At 48.0% G+C, this 19,573-nt stretch carries 19 protein-coding genes; 1 reads left to right on the plus strand and 18 read right to left on the minus strand.

Features of this window, described 5'->3' with window-relative positions:
- Positions 1-73: 73 nt before the first annotated feature.
- From H539_RS0113885 to H539_RS0113970, 18 genes are all read right to left on the minus strand, one after another.
- Positions 74-1,933, minus strand: coding sequence for an ABC transporter ATP-binding protein (locus H539_RS0113885; protein ID WP_026694018.1), 1,860 nt, complete (start codon positions 1,931-1,933; stop codon positions 74-76).
- Positions 1,930-3,660, minus strand: coding sequence for an ABC transporter ATP-binding protein (locus H539_RS0113890; RefSeq protein ID WP_026694019.1), 1,731 nt, complete (start codon positions 3,658-3,660; stop codon positions 1,930-1,932). Before H539_RS0113890 ends, H539_RS0113885 begins: the two co-directional genes overlap by 4 nt.
- A gap of 257 nt (positions 3,661-3,917) precedes the next feature.
- Positions 3,918-4,568 carry a GDSL-type esterase/lipase family protein gene (locus tag H539_RS0113895; RefSeq protein ID WP_026694020.1) on the minus strand — a complete coding sequence of 217 codons (651 nt, stop codon included), beginning with the start codon at positions 4,566-4,568 and terminating at the stop codon, positions 3,918-3,920.
- A 72-nt stretch (positions 4,569-4,640) separates the two neighbouring features.
- Positions 4,641-4,913, minus strand: coding sequence for a YokU family protein (locus tag H539_RS0113900; protein ID WP_026694021.1), 273 nt, complete (start codon positions 4,911-4,913; stop codon positions 4,641-4,643).
- 3 nt (positions 4,914-4,916) lie between these two features.
- Positions 4,917-6,326, minus strand: coding sequence for a lysine 2,3-aminomutase (gene kamA / locus H539_RS0113905; protein WP_026694022.1), 1,410 nt, complete (start codon positions 6,324-6,326; stop codon positions 4,917-4,919).
- Between the two features lie 46 nt (positions 6,327-6,372).
- Positions 6,373-6,840 carry a GNAT family N-acetyltransferase gene (locus tag H539_RS0113910; protein WP_026694023.1) on the minus strand — a complete coding sequence of 156 codons (468 nt, stop codon included), beginning with the start codon at positions 6,838-6,840 and terminating at the stop codon, positions 6,373-6,375.
- A 20-nt stretch (positions 6,841-6,860) separates the two neighbouring features.
- Complete coding sequence (locus H539_RS0113915) at positions 6,861-8,354, minus strand: M81 family metallopeptidase (RefSeq protein ID WP_026694024.1); 1,494 nt, start codon at positions 8,352-8,354, stop codon at positions 6,861-6,863.
- 19 nt (positions 8,355-8,373) lie between these two features.
- Positions 8,374-9,831, minus strand: coding sequence for an aldehyde dehydrogenase family protein (locus H539_RS0113920; protein ID WP_051348580.1), 1,458 nt, complete (start codon positions 9,829-9,831; stop codon positions 8,374-8,376).
- Positions 9,832-9,843: 12 nt separating this feature from the next.
- Positions 9,844-11,130: an aspartate aminotransferase family protein gene (locus H539_RS0113925; RefSeq protein WP_026694026.1), complete on the minus strand. Its 1,287-nt coding sequence runs from the start codon at positions 11,128-11,130 to the stop codon at positions 9,844-9,846.
- The gene (locus H539_RS0113930; protein ID WP_245602184.1) at positions 11,114-12,499 is read right to left on the minus strand and encodes an aminotransferase family protein; all 1,386 of its coding nucleotides are present in this window, start codon (positions 12,497-12,499) and stop codon (positions 11,114-11,116) included. The genes H539_RS0113925 and H539_RS0113930 overlap by 17 nt, the downstream gene beginning before the upstream one ends.
- On the minus strand, positions 12,484-13,680 hold the full coding sequence (locus H539_RS0113935; RefSeq protein ID WP_026694028.1) for a thiolase family protein: 1,197 nt from the start codon (positions 13,678-13,680) through the stop codon (positions 12,484-12,486). Before H539_RS0113935 ends, H539_RS0113930 begins: the two co-directional genes overlap by 16 nt.
- The gene (locus tag H539_RS0113940) at positions 13,680-14,354 is read right to left on the minus strand and encodes a 3-oxoacid CoA-transferase subunit B (RefSeq protein ID WP_026694029.1); all 675 of its coding nucleotides are present in this window, start codon (positions 14,352-14,354) and stop codon (positions 13,680-13,682) included. Before H539_RS0113940 ends, H539_RS0113935 begins: the two co-directional genes overlap by 1 nt.
- A complete protein-coding gene (locus H539_RS0113945; RefSeq protein ID WP_026694030.1) occupies positions 14,351-15,013 on the minus strand; it encodes a CoA transferase subunit A in 663 nt (220 codons plus the stop codon). The genes H539_RS0113940 and H539_RS0113945 overlap by 4 nt, the downstream gene beginning before the upstream one ends.
- A gap of 143 nt (positions 15,014-15,156) precedes the next feature.
- A complete protein-coding gene (locus H539_RS0113950; protein ID WP_245602185.1) occupies positions 15,157-15,486 on the minus strand; it encodes a DUF3870 domain-containing protein in 330 nt (109 codons plus the stop codon).
- Positions 15,487-15,741: 255 nt separating this feature from the next.
- A complete protein-coding gene (locus H539_RS0113955) occupies positions 15,742-16,716 on the minus strand; it encodes an HD domain-containing protein (protein WP_026694032.1) in 975 nt (324 codons plus the stop codon).
- Between the two features lie 18 nt (positions 16,717-16,734).
- Complete coding sequence (locus H539_RS0113960) at positions 16,735-17,124, minus strand: thiol-disulfide oxidoreductase DCC family protein (RefSeq protein ID WP_425414721.1); 390 nt, start codon at positions 17,122-17,124, stop codon at positions 16,735-16,737.
- Between the two features lie 14 nt (positions 17,125-17,138).
- Entirely contained in the window at positions 17,139-17,456 is a 318-nt protein-coding gene (locus H539_RS0113965) for an MGMT family protein (RefSeq protein ID WP_026694034.1), read from the minus strand.
- Positions 17,457-17,500: 44 nt separating this feature from the next.
- Positions 17,501-18,358, minus strand: a complete 858-nt coding sequence (locus H539_RS0113970) for a patatin-like phospholipase family protein (RefSeq protein WP_026694035.1) — start codon at positions 18,356-18,358, stop codon at positions 17,501-17,503.
- 153 nt (positions 18,359-18,511) lie between these two features.
- Here H539_RS0113970 and H539_RS0113975 point away from each other — a divergent pair, with 153 nt between their 5' ends.
- Positions 18,512-19,267 (plus strand): (S)-benzoin forming benzil reductase, encoded by a 756-nt coding sequence (locus tag H539_RS0113975; RefSeq protein ID WP_026694036.1) that lies wholly within the window; start codon positions 18,512-18,514, stop codon positions 19,265-19,267.
- Positions 19,268-19,573: the final 306 nt, after the last annotated feature.

Below are 19,573 nucleotides of genomic sequence, written 5' to 3' on the forward strand. Positions count from 1 at the left end.
TAAAAAGAAGACGGCAGGCTGACTCGATACATCTCGATTATGCCTTCCGTCTTTTGTGTTTTACATTTACCTGCTATGCAAAAGCTGTCTTCTCTTTAAACTGGCTGTTATACAAATCGGCATAGAATCCATTCAATTCCAGCAGCTCTTCATGGGTTCCTTTTTCAACGACATTTCCCTGGTTCATCACAAGAATGATGTCTGCTTCACGGATGGTAGAGAGCCTGTGGGCAATGATAAAGCTGGTTCGCCCCTTCATGAGCTCATCCATCGCTTTTTGGATCTGGAGCTCTGTCCTGGTATCCACACTGCTGGTCGCCTCATCTAGAATTAAAATTGCAGGATCGGCAAGGACGGCCCTGGCAATGGTCAATAGCTGCTTCTGTCCCTGAGAAAGATTGGAGGCTTCTTCATTAAGAATGGTGTCATAGCCGTCAGGGAGTGTTCGGATGAAGTGATCGGCATTGGCTGCCCTGGCGGCGGCCACGATATCTTCCTCGGAAGCTCCTACTTTGCCATATGCAATATTGTCACGGATGGTACCGTTAAACAGCCAGGTATCCTGGAGCACCATTCCGAATAGGCTTCTCAGGCTCTCTCTCTTCATCTCTTTAATGTCAAGGCCATCGATGGTAATCCTGCCTGAATGAAGCTCGTAAAAACGCATCAGCAGATTGATCAGTGTGGTTTTCCCTGCTCCTGTCGGGCCAACGATCGCTGCCTTCTGCCCTGGCTGAATTCGGATGTTCATATCCTGGATGACCAGGTCGTTCTCTTTGTATCCAAACGAAACTTCCTCGAACCTCACCTCTCCCTTTGGAGATTGGAGGCTGACTGCTCCCTCTGCCTCAGAAATTTCCTCAGGTTCATCCAATATTTCAAAGGCTCTCTCTGCGCTGGCAATCGTGGATTGAACGATGTTCGCGATATTGGCAGCCTGTGTGATCGGCTGGGAAAATTGCCTCGCATACTGGATGAAAGCCTGAATATCCCCGATTTCAATTGCGCGCCTGGTCACCAGAATCCCTCCGGCAACTGAAACAAACACATAGCCTATGTTATTAATGAAGGACATCAAGGGCATGATCATTCCTGAAACAAATTGTGCCTTCCAGCTTGATTGATAGTGCTCCTCGTTGATTTCTTCAAAAACCTGCTGGGATTTTCTCTCATGACCAAAGGCTTTGATTACTTTATGTCCCGTATACATTTCCTCCACATGGCCGTTTATCTGACCAAGGGCCTTCTGCTGGCCTTTAAAAAAAGTCTGAGATTTTTTCGCGATCCTGGCCGTTGTCAAGAAACTCAATGGAATGGTCAGCACCACAATCAGTGTCATCAAGGGACTGATGGACAGCATCATGACCGTGACGCCCAGGAGGGTCACAACGGATGTGATCAGCTGTGTCAGGCTCTGCTGGAGGGTGGTGCTTATATTGTCTATATCATTGACTGCACGGCTCAGGATCTCTCCATGGCTGCGGGAATCAAAATAAGAGAGCGGAAGACGGTTCAGCTTATCTACCACTTCTTTACGAAGCTGATACACGGTTTTCTGGGCGACTCCTGCCATGATATATGACTGCACATACGCAAATCCTGCACTGACCAGGTACAAACCCACCAAGAGCAGGATCAGCCTGCCGATGTATTCGAAGTCAATCCCGGCACCGGGGCTCATGAGTCCTTCAAAAATCTTGGTGGTTGCTTTCCCAAGGATTTTAGGACTGACAATGGTAAAGATCGTACTTACAAGGGCCGCCGCAAAAACGGAAATGAGATGCCATTTATAAGGAAGCAGATAGGTCATGAGCCGTCTTAGCGTCCCTTTAAAATTCTTAGCTTTCTGGACAGGCATCCCCATGCCGCCGGGTCCCCCAAAGGGGCCCCGGTGGCCCATTCCTGGACGCGCTGTATGATTTGGTTTACTCATGCGATTTCCTCTTCTGACATTTGTGACATGACAATTTCACGGTAGACTGGACTATCGGCCATCAATTCCTGATGTGTGCCGATCCCGGTAATCTCTCCATGATCAAGGACAATGATCTGGTCGGCATCGACGATCGTGCTTACCCGCTGTGCGACAATCAATACCGTCGAATGAGTGGTCTCTTCCTTTAAAGCTGCACGGACCGCGGCATCGGTCTTTACATCCAGTGCTGAAAAACTGTCGTCAAACAGATACACTTCAGGCTTTCGCACCACTGCGCGGGCAATGGATAACCGCTGTTTCTGACCTCCAGAAAGATTGGTCCCTCCCTGGGAAATGGCCGTTTCCAATCCTTCAGGCATTCTGGAGATAAACTCTTCAGCCTGGGCAGTTCGGAGCGCATGAAGAATTTCCTCTTCTTTTGCTTCCTCCCTGCCGTACCGGATGTTTTCTGAAATCGTACCTGTAAACAAGACCGCCTGCTGCGGAACTAACCCGATCTTTTTCCGCAGATCCTCCTGCTTCATGTCCCGGACATCTACTCCATCGATCAGGACGCTTCCGCTTTCTACATCATAGAATCTGGGAATCAACTGAAGGAGGGTCGATTTACCAGAGCCGGTTCCTCCAATAACCGCTGTTACTTCACCCGGATTCATGGTGAAGGAAATATTTTTCAACGCCGGCATTTCAGCTCCCGGATATCGGAATGATACCCCGCGGAATTCAATTTTTCCTTTTGTCTCCCTGTCAGGATCAGCCGGCCGCATGCCATCCTTAATAACACTTTGGATTTCAAGGACCTCATTGATGCGCGCAGCAGATACGGCTGCCCTGGGCAGCATGATGAACATCATCGACAGCATGATAAAGGAAAACATAATCTGCATAGCATACTGGATAAAGGCCATCATATCTCCTATTTCCATATGGCCATGGCTGATCCGTATTCCTCCGAACCATACGATGGCCACTGTCGAAAGATTGAGAATCACCATCATGCCAGGCATCATGGCTGCCATGATTTTATTAACTCTTACCGATGTTTCTGTCAAGGACCAGCTCGCTTCATCAAATCTCTGCCTTTCATGCTGAATGCGGTTAAAGGAGCGGATCACCCGGATTCCCGTTAAATTCTCCCTTAAGATACGGTTGATGGCATCAAGCTTCACCTGGATGACCTTGAACAATGGAACACCTTTTCTCGCGACAAGAGTAATGGCCGCTACCAATATGGGAATGGACACAGCGAGCACAAGGGTCAGCTTAACATCCTTTGATAAAGCCATAATAATGCCGCCAATACTCATCATGGGAGCCAGAATCATCACTCTCATTAAAACCACGAGCACCTGCTGAATCTGGGTGATGTCATTCGTTGTCCTTGTAATCAAGGAGGCAGTTCCCAGCGTGTCGATTTCCTGCTGGGTGAAATGGCTCACATGAGAGAAGACTTTGGTTCTCAGCGACCTTCCAAATCCAGAAGAAATTCTGGCAGTAAAAAAGCTTGCGGAAATGGAGCAGATCATACCCCCCGCTGCCACCAGAAGCATCCAGCCCCCTATCTTCCAGATATACGTCGTATTTCCCGCTACAACGCCCTTATCCACAATGTCGGACATTAACGTGGGCAGATAAAGCTCGGATAATGACTGCAGCATGACCAATGCAAGAACAAATGTGATAAGCCCCCGAAAAGGCTTTAAAAATCCAAAAAGCTTGATCAAACTCCCAGCTCCCTTCCTGATATATACCATACCAAAGTGCTATTTTTGCATAATTCGAAGAATGTGATAGTTTACATGAACGCCGCTTTTTTATTTTATAGGGAATTAGACCTTTTTTACAAAAATAAACTCAAATCTTAAGCTCATAAAATATTTACTTACTTAATTATATTCACTTTGTATACCACCCTTCAAATTTTACTTTATAAATGAGTGGAAATAAAAAAAGAGCCGGAAAGGAATCTTTCCGGCTGGATTTATTCTTGCTTTATTTTCGCCAATGGAGCATATTCCAGCCTCCGGAGCTCTTTGGCAATGGCCTGATGCCCGAGATTGCTGGGATGGACCCGGTCGACGGAGAGGTAATCAGACTCATGTCCTTTAAAGGCCGAATACAAATCGGCAATCTTCACGTGCGGAGCCCCGCAAAGCTTCTGAAGGTGCTGATTAAAGGCCATGATCCATTTATCTGCCGGAGGAACCTCCGGGAATGGATTATACAAATTACACAGCCTGATGATATAGGTATGGCTTTTATGCTCCTTTATTTGATAAATTCTGTTAAGAATCTTTTCAAAGTTCGTCTGTGCATGTTCAAGAGCTTCACGGTACGGAGCAGGATCAGTGATGTTCCCTGTCTTTTCAAGCGTATGAATTAAATCATTTCCTCCAGCCGTAATCGTTATGATCTCAGCATCGCTGATACTTTTTTGAACATCCCTTCTTTCAAGAGAGCAGAGCACGTCCGCTGTCTCGAACCCAATTCTGGCGAAATTCCTAAGCTCAATTCTTTCTCCAAGATCAGAGGAAGCAAGACTCCTGTATCTTGGTGCAAATCCTGGAGCAAGAAAGGATGCACCCATTCCTACAGTTATGGAATCACCAAGCGCCGTATACTGCAATTCCATGATTATCCCCCCAACGCACCAATTATTTCCGTATAATATGGTACGCAGGAAGATGGAGAAATGCCACTCTGCCTAAAACTTAAAATAATTCCGCTTCAAAAGCCTCGGCTGGGCCATCAGATCCTGAAAGGTCAGGGTCTTGGGCAGCGTTTTAGTATCGATCAAAAAGAGCTGGTCTTCAATTTCAGATACGAGCTCATCCGATTGGCAGGTCATGCCGCAGGCCGGACAGGAAATGGCCGGGGTCTCCGTGATTTCAATGGCCCGCGATCCGTCGGGCAGCTCCCAATAGACCGTTCCTGTGGTTTCTGCTGCTTGATCCGAGTTGCACCATTGGCAGTCCACATTCTATTCCCCCTTGCTGGTGGAAGTGAATTCTTTTGATTTTTGGGCGAGGTATTTCTTTTCCTTTAGTACATCACGTTTTTCCCTTTTGCTCTTCAGGCTGTCATGCAGAGGGTCCTCTCTATAGGACTCCCTTTTATCAAGCCTTGCGAGGCCTTCCGGATTAATGGTGAGTTTCGTGTCATCCATGACAGCCAGGATTCCCGTGCTATTGTAATTTTCATAAACATCCGGATACATCTCTTTAAAATAGACATCTGCCCTGCCGGCCTGGTAATCTTTCGGCTCCGGATAGGAGGTAATGACTCCTTCAAAGTTTCGGAGAATGACCTTGTTGGCACTCTGGGAAAGAATATAATTCGGCTGCAGCGGAATCTTGCCGCCTCCTCCCGGAGCATCCACAACAAAGGTAGGAACTGCATAGCCGCTTGTATGTCCCCTGAGACCTTCCATGATCTCAAGCCCCTTTGAAATCGGCGCCCGGAAATGGCCGATGCCCTCGGATAGATCACACTGGTAGATATAATACGGCCGGACCCGGATTTTTACGAGGTCATGCATCAGCTTCCTCATGATCGGCACGCTGTCATTGATTCCCGACAGAATCACCGCCTGATTCCCAACAGGCACACCCGAATTGACGAGCATTTCGCAGGCCTTTTTCGACTCCTCCGTTATTTCAATCGAGGTATTGAAATGGGTATTCAGCCAAACAGGATGATACTGCTTTAAAATGGCGCAAAGATTTTCCGTGATTCTCTGAGGAAAGACAACCGGCGCCCTCGTACCAATCCGGATGATTTCCACATGCGGAATGGCCCTTAAATTCTTAAGGATATATTCAAGGATGCTGTCATTGATCAAGAGGCCGTCTCCTCCTGATATCAATACATCCCTGACTGCAGGCGTTTCACGGATGTATTGGATGGCGGCATCCAGCTGTTTTTTAGGAACCCCCATTCCGATCTGGCCCGAAAATCTCCTTCTCGTACAATACCGGCAGTACATGGAGCATTGGTTCGTGACAAGGAATAATACCCGGTCTGGATATCTGTGAGTCAGGCCCGGAACCGGGGAATCTTCATCTTCATGCAAAGGATCTTCTAAGTCATAACGGGTTTTGTTCATTTCACTGGAAATTGGGACAGACTGCATTCTGATCGGACAATGCGGATTATCCGGATTCATGAGTGAAGCATAATAGGGGGTGATATTCAACGGGATGGTCCTCGTCGCGATTCGTACCCCCTCTTCTTCATCCGGCGTCAGGTTGATCACCTTTTTTAAATCATCCAGCGTCTTAATGGTATGAGTCAGCTGCCAGATCCAGTCATTCCATTGCTCCTCTGTGACATCCTTCCATAATTCAATCTCTGTCCAATGCCTATCGGGTTTGAAAAGATTGTATTGCATGACATCCCTCCTAAAAGATTAGCTATTGGAATTGCCCCGTAGATTCCTAAAGGTCTCTGGACATATAATACCGGTCCTCTCCTGCTCCGAATTCCGAATGCCTGGTCTCTTTTATTTCATAACCCGCTTTTTTGTATAGCTCCACTGCGGCAATATTATTGATGCTTACAGTCAGGCATACTTCCTTAAAGCCATCTCCTCTCAATACCGAGTGGACTTCCTTCATGAATTTCTTTCCTATGCCTCTCCCTTTTTTATCCGACCTGACATAATAGCCAAAAATATAGGCTTTATCAGGATGGTCATAGTCCCGCATTACCTCACAGACGGCAATGGGTCTTTCATCCCCCTCCTCACGGCAGAGGATGATTTTCCCATAGCGGGCCAGGGGAACCAGTGTCTGTTCATCGACCGCGCCAAGTCCTGGGAATGCGTCCTTTTCCAGCTCCATCATCATCTGCTGTTCCCCGGGTGATAACTTCTTCGGGATTTCAATATAATAATTAGACTCCATGGTTCACGATTTTCTCCTTTCTAAGGGGTGATTGGAAATTCTATTTTTTTAAACGGCCACATCTCTTCCGGAATCCGCCGATATGGAAAAATCGAGAGGTCATTGGAGGCGACTCCGGGAGCATCCACATAAATGACCTCCTCAATGAGCGGATCAAAAGCCGCTCGGAAATGGTTTTTGACTTTCAGACCCAAGACCTTATAATCTGCCGGTTCAATTCCGATATGCCTGAACATTTCTGGATCATTTGCGCTCATGGGCCTTCCAATCAATAAAATATCTACATGGCCGACTCTTATATAGGCGGCTCCCTTAACATCCACACGAAGATTCTGGTTGAATGGGCCGCTGTTATAAAATACTCCGTCAGACAAGTTCAATATCTCTGCTTCAGCTTCGATGGGACTTCCGAATTCGGGGGCATGCTTTCCTCCAAGCTGCAAAACCGCCCTGTTTCCGCTTCCCTTCTGCCTGCAGATCTCTATCGACTCTGGGTCAGTCAGGCCGCCAAATAATGTGCCGGGCTTGTTCATCCTGATTAATTCTCTGAGCAGTTCTGTCGTATCGCCGCTCCCGCAGCTGAGCGGATTATCGGATATATCCGCAAGCACAACCGGCTTTCTGCCGGACTTTGAGAAAGCAAGCTTTACTCCCTCTGCTGCCTTCGGGATATCCACCAGAAAATCCTCCTTGAGCTCCCAAAAGCGATCCGCACACGCCTTTACTGCTTCACGGGCCTGTTTTTTGGTTTTAGCAATAGCAATGATGCTTGCCCCTGCTACACTTACATCCGAGTAGGGGAAGCCGCCAAAGATGGAGATGTTCAAAATCCCCTCCCTGCCTTCCCATTCTCCTGCAAGGGTGATCAGCTCATGCATGGGTCCTTCCGAAGTCCTCATATTTAATGAAGGCGGCATCATCGGGATTTTAATAAATGCCGCCTCCCAGCGTCTGTCCTCCTGTACATGCCCCAAAAGGGCGCGGGCAGCATTTACACCCTGGTCATACATATCAATATGAGGATACGTTTTAAATCCAAAGTGATAGGGAGTGAGGTCTGTCATGTCACTGCTTAGGTTTGCATGCATATCAAGGGTGCCGGCAATCGGAACATGCGGCAGCAGCGTTCTGATCTTTTTCAGGAGAACAGCCTCCGGATCATCCACCCCTTCCACAGCCATTGCCCCGTGAAGGGCAAGGAGCAATCCGTCCAGCCTGCCTGCCTCCATAATGGAAGCGATCATTTCAGATTCAATATGTGTATAAGTCTCATATTCTACCATTCCAGATGGAACCGCTGCAGCACAGAGAAGCGGCACAGCCTCGATATCCTCTCTGGCATCCAGGGTATCCAAAAAACCGCCCACCTCTGTCTTCGTCCCCGAATAAGCCCTGAAGATCTCTTTTCCTTTGAACCAGCCTTCTTCCTGAAAATTCTTAAGTGTGGTTTTGCCTGGGGCAAAACTGTGTGACTCATGATAGAAGAAGGCGACCCCGATTCTAAGCTTCTTCATAGTGACACCTCTTTTGAAACTAGTAGTTTATATAAACCGATTTCCATTCTGTCATGATATCAAAAACATGATGGGACACTTCCCTGTGGCCGTTGCCGGATTGTTTCATTCCCCCAAATGCCACACCCATCTCCGCATTAGAGGTCCCATTGTTTATATAAACAAGGCCGCTCTCTATTTCCCTTGCCCCTTTATTGGCATAGTGGAGACTGTTTGTAAACAGAGAGGTGGAGAGGCCGTAAGAGGTGTCATTGTTGACTTCAATGGCCTCTTCAAAATCCTTGACCTTGATAAATGAGAGAACAGGGCCGAATACCTCTTCCTGCGCAATCCGGTCAGACGGCTTGACAGAGCTTAGGACAGCCGGTTCCATGAAATAGCCTTTGTCTCCTGGAATCCGTTTTCCTCCGCACTCCAACTGTGCCCCTTCCCTGACTGCCGAATCGATATATTCCATAATGAGATCAAGCTGCTGTTTATTTACGATAGGGCCAATATCTATTCCGCTTTCTAAACCGTTTCCTGCTTTTAAGGCCTTCGTTTTCTCGACGACCTTCTCGAGGAGGGAGTCATGAATATCTTTTTCAGCTATGACCCGGCTCGCAGCCGTACATCTTTGGCCGGTGGTTGTAAAGGCTGATTTGATGATGGCCTCTGCTGCAAGATCCAAATCTGCATCCTTTAAGACGATGGCGGCATTTTTTCCGCCGAGCTCAAGCGAGATTCTTTTCAGGCTCCTGCTGGCTGTTTCCGAAAGCTTTATACCGACCTCGGTGGAGCCGGTAAAGGAAATCACCTTTACATCATCATGTGAAGCAAGCTGTGCCCCTACCTTGCTTCCGGAGCCTGTGATGAGATTCAGCACTCCTTTAGGCAGGCCGATTTCGTGAAAAACATCGGTGAACAGCTGCGAGGATAGAGCGACCTCAGACGCAGGCTTCCAGATCACGGTATTGCCGCTGATCAATGCAGCTAGAATCTTATAGCCTCCCATCGCAACCGGGAAATTCCAGGGCGTGATGCAGGCCACAACTCCAACCGGCTCGCGGATCATGGTAATCTGCCTGTCCGGCGCTCCTGATGCGACGGTTTCGCCGAACATCCGCCTGCCTTCTCCCGCCATATATTTGCAAGTCTCAATGACCACTCCCACTTCTCCGAGGGACTCAGCCAGGACCTTTCCCATTTCCTTTGTCATCATTTCAGCTATTTCGCCTTTCCTTGTCTCAAACACCTCGGCTGCTTTCCATAGATAACCTGCCCTTTCAGGAAGCGGAGTCCTTTTCCAGGCTTTAAACGCACGTTTGGCACACTCGGCTGCCTGGTTTACCTGCCTGCTTGTGGCCAGGGAATACGTGCCGACCACTTCCTCTGTGGCCGGATTGATGCTTTCGCCGACAGCCTGGCCTTCCTCCACCTCCCAGATTCCATTGATATAGAGGCCCCTATTTCTCCGCATTGCGGTCTGCTGCGTCATTGCCTTCCCTCCTCATAAAATGTCCTTAATCGCATTTTCCAGGATATCCAATCCTTCAGTAAGATCTTTCTCGTCAATATTCAAGGGAAGCATTAAACGGATGGTCTGGCCATATACTCCGCAATTCATGATCAAAAGATGATGTTCGAGTGCCTTCTCCTTTATGGATGGCACGGCCGTGGCTGCGAGGTCCCATTCGAATTCGATACCGATCATAAGCCCCACTCCCCTGATTTCACGGATGCCCGGCAAGTCTTTTAAGTTTTCCCTGAGACGGTTGACGATCCTCTCGCCGAGAAGACTGCTTCTTTCTACCAGCTTCTGCTCTTCGATCACCCCGATATTGGCAAGTGCAGCTGCGCAGGAAACAGGATTTCCCCCAAAGGTCGACCCGTGCCCTCCTGTCGGCCACTTCTCATGGATTTCCCTCTTGGCCACGATGGCACCAAGCGGGAGTCCTCCTGATAAGGCCTTGGCAAGGACCAATATATCGGGAACCACACCGGAATGCTCGGCAGCAAACATTTTACCGGTCCTTCCAAACCCCGTCTGTACTTCATCAAAGACCAGCAGAATTCCATGCATATCGGCAAGCTTTCTCAGCTCCTGAAGGAACGCTTGCGGTGCCGGATAATATCCTCCTTCTCCCATGACCGGTTCAATGATAAAGGCAGCCACCCGGGATGGATCGATCCGCAGATCAAATAATTTATGTATCTGATGCAGGCAGTATTCAGTGACTTCCTCCTCCTTAACTCCCTTTAGTCCAGCAGGATAAGGATAGGGTGCGTGATACACCTCGCCCAGAATGGGTTCATAGTACTTTCTATATTTCGAGCTCGAGGCTGTAATCGCTGTTGCCCCAAGTGTCCTGCCATGGAAGGAACCTTCGAACGCAATGATGCCAGGCCTGCCCGATGCAGCCTTCGCCAGCTTGATGGCCCCGTCCACAGCCTCTCCTCCTGAATTTGAGAAGAAGACCGTATCTAGTTCGCCTGGAGTGATTTCAGCCAGCTTCTCTGCCAGATTGGCCGCCGATTCATAATATCCATAATTGAGACCGAAATGGATCAGATTTTCAGCCTGCTGCTGAATCGCCTTCACCATCCGTTCATGTGCGTGGCCGACTGCATTCACAGCGACCCCAGACACAAAATCAAGGTACTCCTCTCCGTCTGCTGTCCAAAACCTGGCTCCTTTGGCTTTTTCGACAGCCAGCTCAGTCACACGGGTCAATACAGGAGATAAATGCTTTCTCGCCTTTTTTTGGATTTCTTCTGCTTTACTTTGAAGCTTCATTCAAAACAACCCCCATCATTTCAGTGATAAAATCATGAAGTGCTCTTCTTAAACTATGAATCAGTTCATCTATTTCTTCCTGATTTATGGTTAAGGGAGGACTAATGATCAGATGGTCGCCCCTCATGCCGTCAATGGTACCGCTGCCTGGATAGAAGACCGCCCCATGCTCCATGGCCAGTTCGTTGATTCGTTCGGAAGCCGCCGCCTCAGGAGGAAAGGGCGTCCCTGCTGCATCAGCCGCAATTTCGACCCCAAGCAGAAGCCCTTTTCCCCTTATATCATAGATAATGGGCACCTCTCCCTGAAGCTCCTTAAGCTTTTCATACAGATAACTGCCGGCCATCCTTGCTTTTTCACAAAGATTCTCCCGTTCATAAATCTGTAAGACCGCAAGTCCTGCTGCAACGGATACCGGATGGCCGCTGTAGGTGTATCCGTGCATGAATTTCCCTTTGCTGTGTTTCAGGAGCCCCTCTACAATATCTTCATGCACAATCATTCCTGCAAGCGGGGCATAGCCTGCAGCAACTCCTTTTCCAAAGGTGATGATATCCGGTATGGCTCCATAATGATCGATAGCAAAGTGGCTGCCGGTCCTGCCGAAGCCTGTCATGACTTCATCAATAATCAGAAGGACATCATATCGATCACATATCACACGGACTCTTTGAAAATATTCTTCCGGCGGCAGGACAGCCCCAAGCTGGCTTCCCACAATGGGTTCAGCAATAAAAGCGGACACATTTTCCGGTCCAAGCTCCAAAATCAAACGTTCGAGGCTTTGTACACAGGAAGGGTTCTGATTTCTGGAACATTCATCCAAGCTCCGCTGGTAGGGGCACCTCAGACAGTTGGGAGAGTAAATATGCTCGAAATCCAGTAAATTAGGAGTATACACGTGGCGCCTTTTAATGTCGCCTCCTGCAGACAGGGAGCCAAAGGTGTTGCCATGATAGGACTGCCATCTTCCGATCACGATGTGTTTTTCCGCTTTTCCTCTGTCTCTATGGATCTGCCTTGCCAGCTTAATGGCACTTTCATTGGCTTCAGAGCCGCCTGAAGTAAAATAAACCCGATCCAGTCCTTCCGGAGCGATGGAGGCAATTTTCTTTGAAAGGGAATGAAGCACTTCGGTTTCAAATCTGAGTGTATGGACAAACGCAGACTTTTTCGCCTGCCCGGCCATGGCATCTGCAATTTCCTCTATACCATGGCCAAGGTTTGCCGCAACGGCCCCAGAACATCCGTCCAGATACCTTTTTCCATCTTTGTCATATAAATAGACTCCCGAACCGTGAGTAATGATGGGATAGCTTTTTGAAAAATCCCGATGAAACACATAATCCTCCATTACGAATCCCTCCATCTTTCTACCACCATCGCAAGCCCCTGCCCTCCTGCTGCACATAATGTGGCAAGGCCAAAAGTTCCCTTTGTTTTATGCAGCTCATGAAGGAGGGTAACCAAAATACGGGCTCCGCTGCAGCCAAGAGGATGGCCCAGTGCAATGCCTCCCCCGTTTACATTTACCTTTTTCCTATCCAGGTCCGGCCAGTGATACAGGCATGCGAGCACCTGAGCACTGAACGCTTCATTGATTTCCACGAGATCCATATCCTCTAAAGAAAGTCCGGCCCTTTTTAAGGCTTTCTCAGAAGCAGGGACAGGTCCGAGTCCCATTTCTTTCGGATTGACCCCCGCCTGTGCCCATGACCGGATTCTTGCCAGCGGGGTCAGCCCTAGCTTCTCTGCCATTTCCTCTGCCATGAGCATAAGCATGGCCGCACCGTCATTTCTCCCTGAGGAGTTTCCGGCCGTTACACTGCCCCCTGTCTTAAAGGCAGGCCTGAGAGCGGACAGCTTCTCCATGTTTGTCAGCCTTGGGTGCTCATCCACAGCAAATAATGTATAATCATTTTTCCCCCTTTTAACCTGGAGAGGGACAATTTCATCCGCAAACCGGTCTGTCTCGATTGCTTTTAACGCCTTATTCTGGCTTTCCAGGGCAAACTGATCCTGCTCCTTCCTGGTGATCATATAAGTTTCAGACAGCCACTCAGCCGTCTGTCCCATCGTAAAGCTGCCGTAAATGCTCTGCGGCTGGGAACAGGGCTGGCTCCTCAGATTCGAATCGTACAGTGTGACATCACCCGGCGGAATCCCTGATCTTCCCCCCGTAAAATAATAGGGTGCCTGGGACATGCTCTCGACCCCGCCGGCAAGGACAACCTCCGACTGACCCTCCTTAATGGACATAGCCCCGCTGATGACAGCCTGCATGCCGGACCCGCATTGCATATGGACCGTGTGGCAGACAGCCGTCTCGGGAAGGCCGGCACTGAGCGCTGCCACTCTGGCAATATTGGGAGCTTCCGCACTCTGCTTGGTCTGGCCCGCTACCACTTCATCCACTATGGCAGCAGAGTAGCCGATTGATGATAAATTATTATTTATGACAGCTGTCAGTAAATCTTCAGGTGCATAGCCTGAAAGAGTTCCTCCATATCTTCCGATGGGCGTCCGAAGCGCACTGACAATGACGACCATCAGTCAGCCCCCGCCCCAGGCTCTTTTCCTTCATACTCTTTACCTTCTTTAACCCTGAAGTCGGCGCCTGTGTTTTTTCTAAGCTCCTCCATCGTCACGTTCTCAGAGGAAGATACAAGCAGCAGTCCCCTCTCATCTGTTTCGAATACAGCCTTCTCAGTTATGATCAAATCCACTCTTCTTTGGGACGTTATAGGATAATTCAGCTCCCGGACAATCTTTGGCTCTCCCTTCTTGGTGGTGTGCATGGTCGTCACAATCACTTTTTTGGAACCCTCCAATAAATCCATGGCGCCTCCTACCCCAAGGACGCTTTTGCCTGGAACTGCCCAATTCGCTACCCTTCCCAGCTGATCCACCTCCAAAACCCCCAAGATGGAAACATCGATATGCCCCCCGCGGATCATGGCAAAAGAAGCTGCACTATCAAAATAGGATGCTCCTTTTATCACCGTCACCGGGAGTTTTCCAGCATTGACAAGGTCTTGATCCTCCATGCCTGCTTCCGGTGTCGGACCAACACCCAGAATTCCATTTTCTGTATGAAGGAAAACCTGGACCCCTTCCGGAAGATAGTCAGCCACAAGAGTGGGAATCCCGATCCCAAGATTCACCACATCTCCATCATTCAGATATCCGGCAGCTTTTTGGGCGATGATTTTCTTCACACTCATTTTCCCCGCTCCCCCTTAAGCACAATATAATCCACAAAAAGATGAGGCGTCACAATATCCTCCGGCGGTATCTCTCCTGCCTCAACCAGTTCATCAACCTCCGCGATCACAAGGTCTGCGGCAGTAGCCATGATGGGGTTGAAATTTCTGGCTGATTTGGAATAGACCAGATTCCCAAGCTCATCGCAGTGTGAAGCCTTTATGAACGCCGCATCTGCCTTGAGCGCTTCTTGAAGGACATGCCTTTTATCAGCAAATGTCCTTTCTTCTCTTCCTGCCGCAATCTTTGTCCCGGCACCGACAGGCGTGTAAAATGCAGCGATCCCTGCCCCGCCTGCACGGATGGCCTCCGACAGAGTTCCCTGCGGCAGCAGCTCTATCTCAAGCTCTCCAGCCTGGTAAGCAGCTGTGACATCCGGATTGGAAGTGAAATACGATCCGATCCCTTTTTTTACCTTCTTTTCCCTGACCAGAACGCCCAGGCCTTTCCCCGGCTCCCCTAGATTATTGCTGATGATCTCAAGGTCTCCAATTCCTGTTTCGGACAGCGCCCGGACCAGTGTCAAGGGACAGCCAACCAGGCCGAAGCCACCCACCATGATCCGGCTGCCGCTTTTTATGAAGGTCATGGCCATTTCTGGCGTAATCAGCTTCCTCAAACCAATCTCCCCCTAAGTTCCTTGTTGGTAAATAAAAAGCCGGGCAGGACCCATCAAAACCTGGAATACTATCATTCCGGCTTTTTGTGTCCGCCCAGCTTCAATAAGACCATGGGAGAGGGTGTTCCCCCACTTTATCAAACCTAGTCGTGTTCCATATTTAAATGGTTGATATGATCCCAATACCTTTGGACCGCTGACTGCAGGGCCACGATGATGGCCTGCTGGGATGGTGCGAAATAGTGGGATTTAATGAGTTTAATCAAGGGCTCCAGTCCCTTCTCAAGGGAATAGCCGATCAGGATCCGTTCAAAGAAGTCCTTCGTCAAAGAGGTAATAAAGGTGAAATCCGTTCTTTCGATCGTATGAGTGCGATAGTTAATCTCAAGCACCACGCCGGCATGTTTATACAGCTCATACATCGACGTTCCCTGAGGAGCTTTCGCATAACCGGTCACAATCACCGTATCCATATTTTGAATGAGACCCCCTCCCATCCGAAAGACTGAAGTTTCAATTTTCTGTCTTTTGAATCCATCATACAGAATCCGCTTTTACACTGTCAACACCCCAAAAGGCTCTTTACAAAAACAATTTTACTGATGCTATCTTTAGAATTTTGTAGAAAAATGGCGCAGTACAGCGCTTTATTCCGTTAAAACTAAAAAGTGGCAGAAGGTTAAAAACTATATTGATATAAAAATTCCTGCTGGCTTGTAAAGAATGAATTATCTTGGATACGACAGAACTCGTATGTATGTGCCTTCTTCGGATTTCCTGATTGCTTCCTCATTCATGGAACGAATTCGGCCTGATAAGGAGGATGAAGGTATGCAGCTTTCTTTCATCATGATAGGGGGATCTATGATTCTTGCCTTCTTTTTAATATGAAGATCGTATTGTTCTGGATCTTCGATGACCTTCTTGGTGATAGATTCTATAAGATCAGACAAACGATTAGAAGCAGAAGAGCGTATTTTTGCCCAAAGGGATTCATCATCCGTTCTAAAATCTTCCATTCGAATGATGCCCTCTTGCAAGGCTGCCTTTAAAATTTCGGTCAGTACCGCATATCCATAGGCATTCTCCGCGCACAGAAAAAAACCTAAAACCTCCTGGTAATAAACTTCCGTGAACCACTCGGCCATTGGGAGGGAAGTAAGGCAGATGGACTGATCGACGATCGTGAGCGACTCCAAAAAACATTGTATATCTGCTGATGGGAGCTCCCGATAACGCGCCATGTCCCGCAGTGTGTAATCGATACGGTCAGCACATAGACCAGGCAGCGGCTGCTCAAGGATGCCCCATTTCGCAAGCGGAAGTAAATCATGGACGCTGTACCCGTACTTTTCCAGAATTCCCGGTATTTTGGAAGAATAAAAGACTTCCTCAAAAATTTCCTCATGATAATTTTGTTCTTCATGTTCAAGAACAAAATCGACAACATGGGAAAAGGCCGTATGTGAAAGATCATGGAGAAGCCCCGCAGCCTGTTCAAGCAGGGATCCGCCCAGTTTTCTGATGAGAAGCATGACACCCATGGAATGCTCGAACCTTGTAACGTTCCATTCTGGATTCACAAGATAGCTCGCGCCGCCCTGATGAATTCTTTTAAGCCTCTGTACCTCTGCTGTGTGTATTAGTTCACATAAGAAATCCTCGATTTCAAAGCTGCCATACAATAAATCATGAATTTTCACATACCTCACCTGGTTTCTTTATTCTAGGAATCTTGCTCTTATGTCTTTGGTAGGAATCATACATTCTTCTTTTTTCCCGAACCATTTATATCGGTTTTTCGCTATGAAGGTATAGACCCTATTTCTGATAAAAGGAGGCACGATGAATAAAACAGCAGCAGTCCTCCACGCTCCCTTTAGTCTGGCTGCTATTTTCAGCGCTGCACTGGAATAGTAAAAGACATGGCCGTCTTCTATCAAAATAATGGAATCGAGGTGTGATGGAATATTATATGCTGCGATCATGTTTTTGCCGATGTCAGACTGCAGGGATGCAAAGGAAAATCGGGCGTGGGGGTCTCTCTTGATGATAAACCTCACGGCTCCGCTGCAAAAATTACAAACTCCATCAAATAAAATGATACTCATTTGCATCCCGCCTTTCATTCTTCGATTTTTAAAGGATGATACTGATATCTTTCAAGCTGAACCTTATTCCCAGTAACCTCGACCCCTTCTGCCCTCAATCTTTGTATCTGGGTCCATGAGCCCTCATCAGAGGCAATCGAAATTTCTCCTTTGACATTGATGACCCGATGCCAGGGAAGGCCATATTTAACAGACATCGAATGCAGGATCCGGACAACCTGCCTCGCCCCCCTGGGACTGCCCGCCATTCTCGCAATCTGGCCGTATGTCATGACCTTCCCTGCAGGAATGGAGAGGATCAAATCTATTGCCTTCTGTGTAAATTCATTCAATGTCTCTATCTCCAGTTCTATTCATTAAACATGCCAGCAGGGATCTATACAAGGACAGCCTGTAAAAACGCCGTGAGTTCACTGTGCATGCTCCCAGCTTCTTTATAACCCTGTTCATACAATTTCAATAGTTTTTCCGGATTCCTTTCCACTCGCCCTACTTCCAATTTTTCCTGTGGCCGTATAAGTAAAACCTCGCCTTTTGCTTCTTTTCCCTCCAGGTAGGAAAGGATTTGATTATATCGATTATGGCGGTCCAATATGGCGCGGATAAGGCCGGGATGCTTCCGATAGCGTTTAAGCAGCCAGCCAAATGACGGCTTGCTTTTTTGATAGCCCTTATTCCGGGTAAGGACGACAACATTCTTCACATTTCCATCCTGTTCAGACTTCTTAACGGGAATAGGGTCCGCAATTCCCCCATCCATAAGGAATTTCCCCTGATAAGAAACGACAGGTGCCATGAACGGCAGGGAGCTTGAAGCTCTTAAGATGGTCAGCATATCCTGCTTTTTGTCTGTCTTTTCAAAATAGACCGGTTCCCCGGTATGGCAGTCGGTAGTGCCGACAACAAAGCGTTCCTTGGCAGAGTTAAAGGCCTCAAAATCAAATGGAACCATTTCATTTGGAAGAGTATCAAATAAAAAATCCATTCCAAACAGCTCTCTTTTTCGAAGATACCGCTTTAAAGAGATATATTCAGGATGATTGATATAATCGATATTTACTGTCCGGTTTCGTTCCTTTTGCCGGGATATGTAGGATGATCCATTACAGGCACCGGCCGATACGCCGATCACATAGGGAATATAAATATCATGATCCATTAAATATCTCAGAACGCCGGCGGTAAAAACCCCTCTCATTCCTCCGCCTTCCAATACTAATCCGGTCTGGTTCATTACAACCCGCCTCTTCATTGTTTAGATTGCTAGCAGTCACAAAGGCATACTGCTATAATAATTCATACGATTGATTTCCAATCATATTTTACCATATTCAAGACAGAGGCTGTCCATTGTTTCAGCTTTGTCGGATAAAGGAGATGCAAATACATGGCGTATGCCGTTGTGACAGGAGCCTCTAAAGGGCTGGGAAAAGCAGCCGCTTCCAAACTGATTCAGAATCATATTTCACTGATTGCAGTATCACGGAGCGAAAATGAAGATCTAAAAAAAATGGCTGAAGAGCAGGGAACAGATTACCGGTTTTATCCTTGTGATCTTTCCAATCCGGAAGAAACCGAACGAACATTCAATGAAATCGCTGATTTTTTATTTGCGAACGAAAATGAAATCATCTACCTGATACATAATGCAGGAATCGTGGAACCGATCGACAGAGTCGGCAGGCTGGAGTCTCATCAGGTACAAAAGAGCATCCAGATCAACCTGACATCTCCCATCACGATTTCAGATTTATTTATCCGCAGGGCGGAAGGACATTCCGCAGAGCTTCGGATCATGAATATCACTTCAGGAGCTGGCGAGCGTCCCGTTCACGGCTGGAGCATTTATGGCAGCACCAAAGCCGCGCTGAACCTGTTTACGCAGGCAGCAGCCCTGGAGGCAGAAAACCGCGGGGCCAATATCAAAATAAACGCCTTCAGCCCCGGGATCATGGACACTGATATGCAGGGCGTCATCCGCTCTTCCTCCAAGGAGTCCTTTAACGACGTGGAAACCTTTCAAAATTACAAAGACCAGGACCAACTGAGATCCCCCGAAACCGTGGCCGGCTGCCTGGTGGACGTCATGCTGTCGCAATCGATCATCAACGGGAAGATTTATTATATTAAGGATTTACTGTAAGAGTCATTCAGACTGCCAGCGGCTTCTGGCGGAATTCCGCCAGAAGCCGCTTCTTCTTTAGACGGCAAGGTAACTCTTGGGGGCCAGCGTGTTTGAAGGCGGAGCGGGTTCGGACTTCTTTGTTCCCATTGCCTCCCTGCCTGTCCGAAGGCGCACCAGGTTCGGACTACTTTGATGCATTTGCCTCTAAACCTGTCCGAAGACGATCCAGGTTCGGACTACTTTGATTCCTTTGCCTCTCAGCCTGTCCGAAGGCGCTTCGGGTTCGGACTACTTTGATGCATTTGTCTCTCAACCTGTCCGAAG

The sequence above is a fragment of the Peribacillus kribbensis DSM 17871 genome, assembly GCF_000430765.1.
Classification (GTDB): Bacteria; Bacillota; Bacilli; order Bacillales; family DSM-1321; genus Paraperibacillus; species Paraperibacillus kribbensis.

Bases quoted from the DNA above. Each gene is read 5' to 3' on its own strand.
- kamA (WP_026694022.1), bottom strand. From the start codon at position 6,326: ATGCAATACAATCTTTTCAAACCCGATAGGCATTGGACAGAGATTGAA.
- H539_RS0113935 (WP_026694028.1), bottom strand. From the start codon at position 13,680: ATGGTCGTCATTGTCAGTGCGCTTCGGACGCCCATCGGAAGATATGGA.
- H539_RS0113925 (WP_026694026.1), bottom strand. From the start codon at position 11,130: ATGAAGCTTCAAAGTAAAGCAGAAGAAATCCAAAAAAAGGCGAGAAAG.
- H539_RS0113895 (WP_026694020.1), bottom strand. From the start codon at position 4,568: ATGGAATTGCAGTATACGGCGCTTGGTGATTCCATAACTGTAGGAATG.
- H539_RS0113970 (WP_026694035.1), bottom strand. From the start codon at position 18,358: ATGAACCAGACCGGATTAGTATTGGAAGGCGGAGGAATGAGAGGGGTT.
- H539_RS0113940 (WP_026694029.1), bottom strand. From the start codon at position 14,354: ATGAGTGTGAAGAAAATCATCGCCCAAAAAGCTGCCGGATATCTGAAT.
- H539_RS0113950 (WP_245602185.1), bottom strand. From the start codon at position 15,486: ATGGATACGGTGATTGTGACCGGTTATGCGAAAGCTCCTCAGGGAACG.
- H539_RS0113960 (WP_425414721.1), bottom strand. From the start codon at position 17,124: ATGAGTATCATTTTATTTGATGGAGTTTGTAATTTTTGCAGCGGAGCC.
- H539_RS0113915 (WP_026694024.1), bottom strand. From the start codon at position 8,354: ATGAAGAAGCTTAGAATCGGGGTCGCCTTCTTCTATCATGAGTCACAC.
- H539_RS0113920 (WP_051348580.1), bottom strand. From the start codon at position 9,831: ATGACGCAGCAGACCGCAATGCGGAGAAATAGGGGCCTCTATATCAAT.
- H539_RS0113975 (WP_026694036.1), top strand. From the start codon at position 18,512: ATGGCGTATGCCGTTGTGACAGGAGCCTCTAAAGGGCTGGGAAAAGCA.
- H539_RS0113910 (WP_026694023.1), bottom strand. From the start codon at position 6,840: ATGGAGTCTAATTATTATATTGAAATCCCGAAGAAGTTATCACCCGGG.
- H539_RS0113930 (WP_245602184.1), bottom strand. From the start codon at position 12,499: ATGGAGGGATTCGTAATGGAGGATTATGTGTTTCATCGGGATTTTTCA.
- H539_RS0113885 (WP_026694018.1), bottom strand. From the start codon at position 1,933: ATGAGTAAACCAAATCATACAGCGCGTCCAGGAATGGGCCACCGGGGC.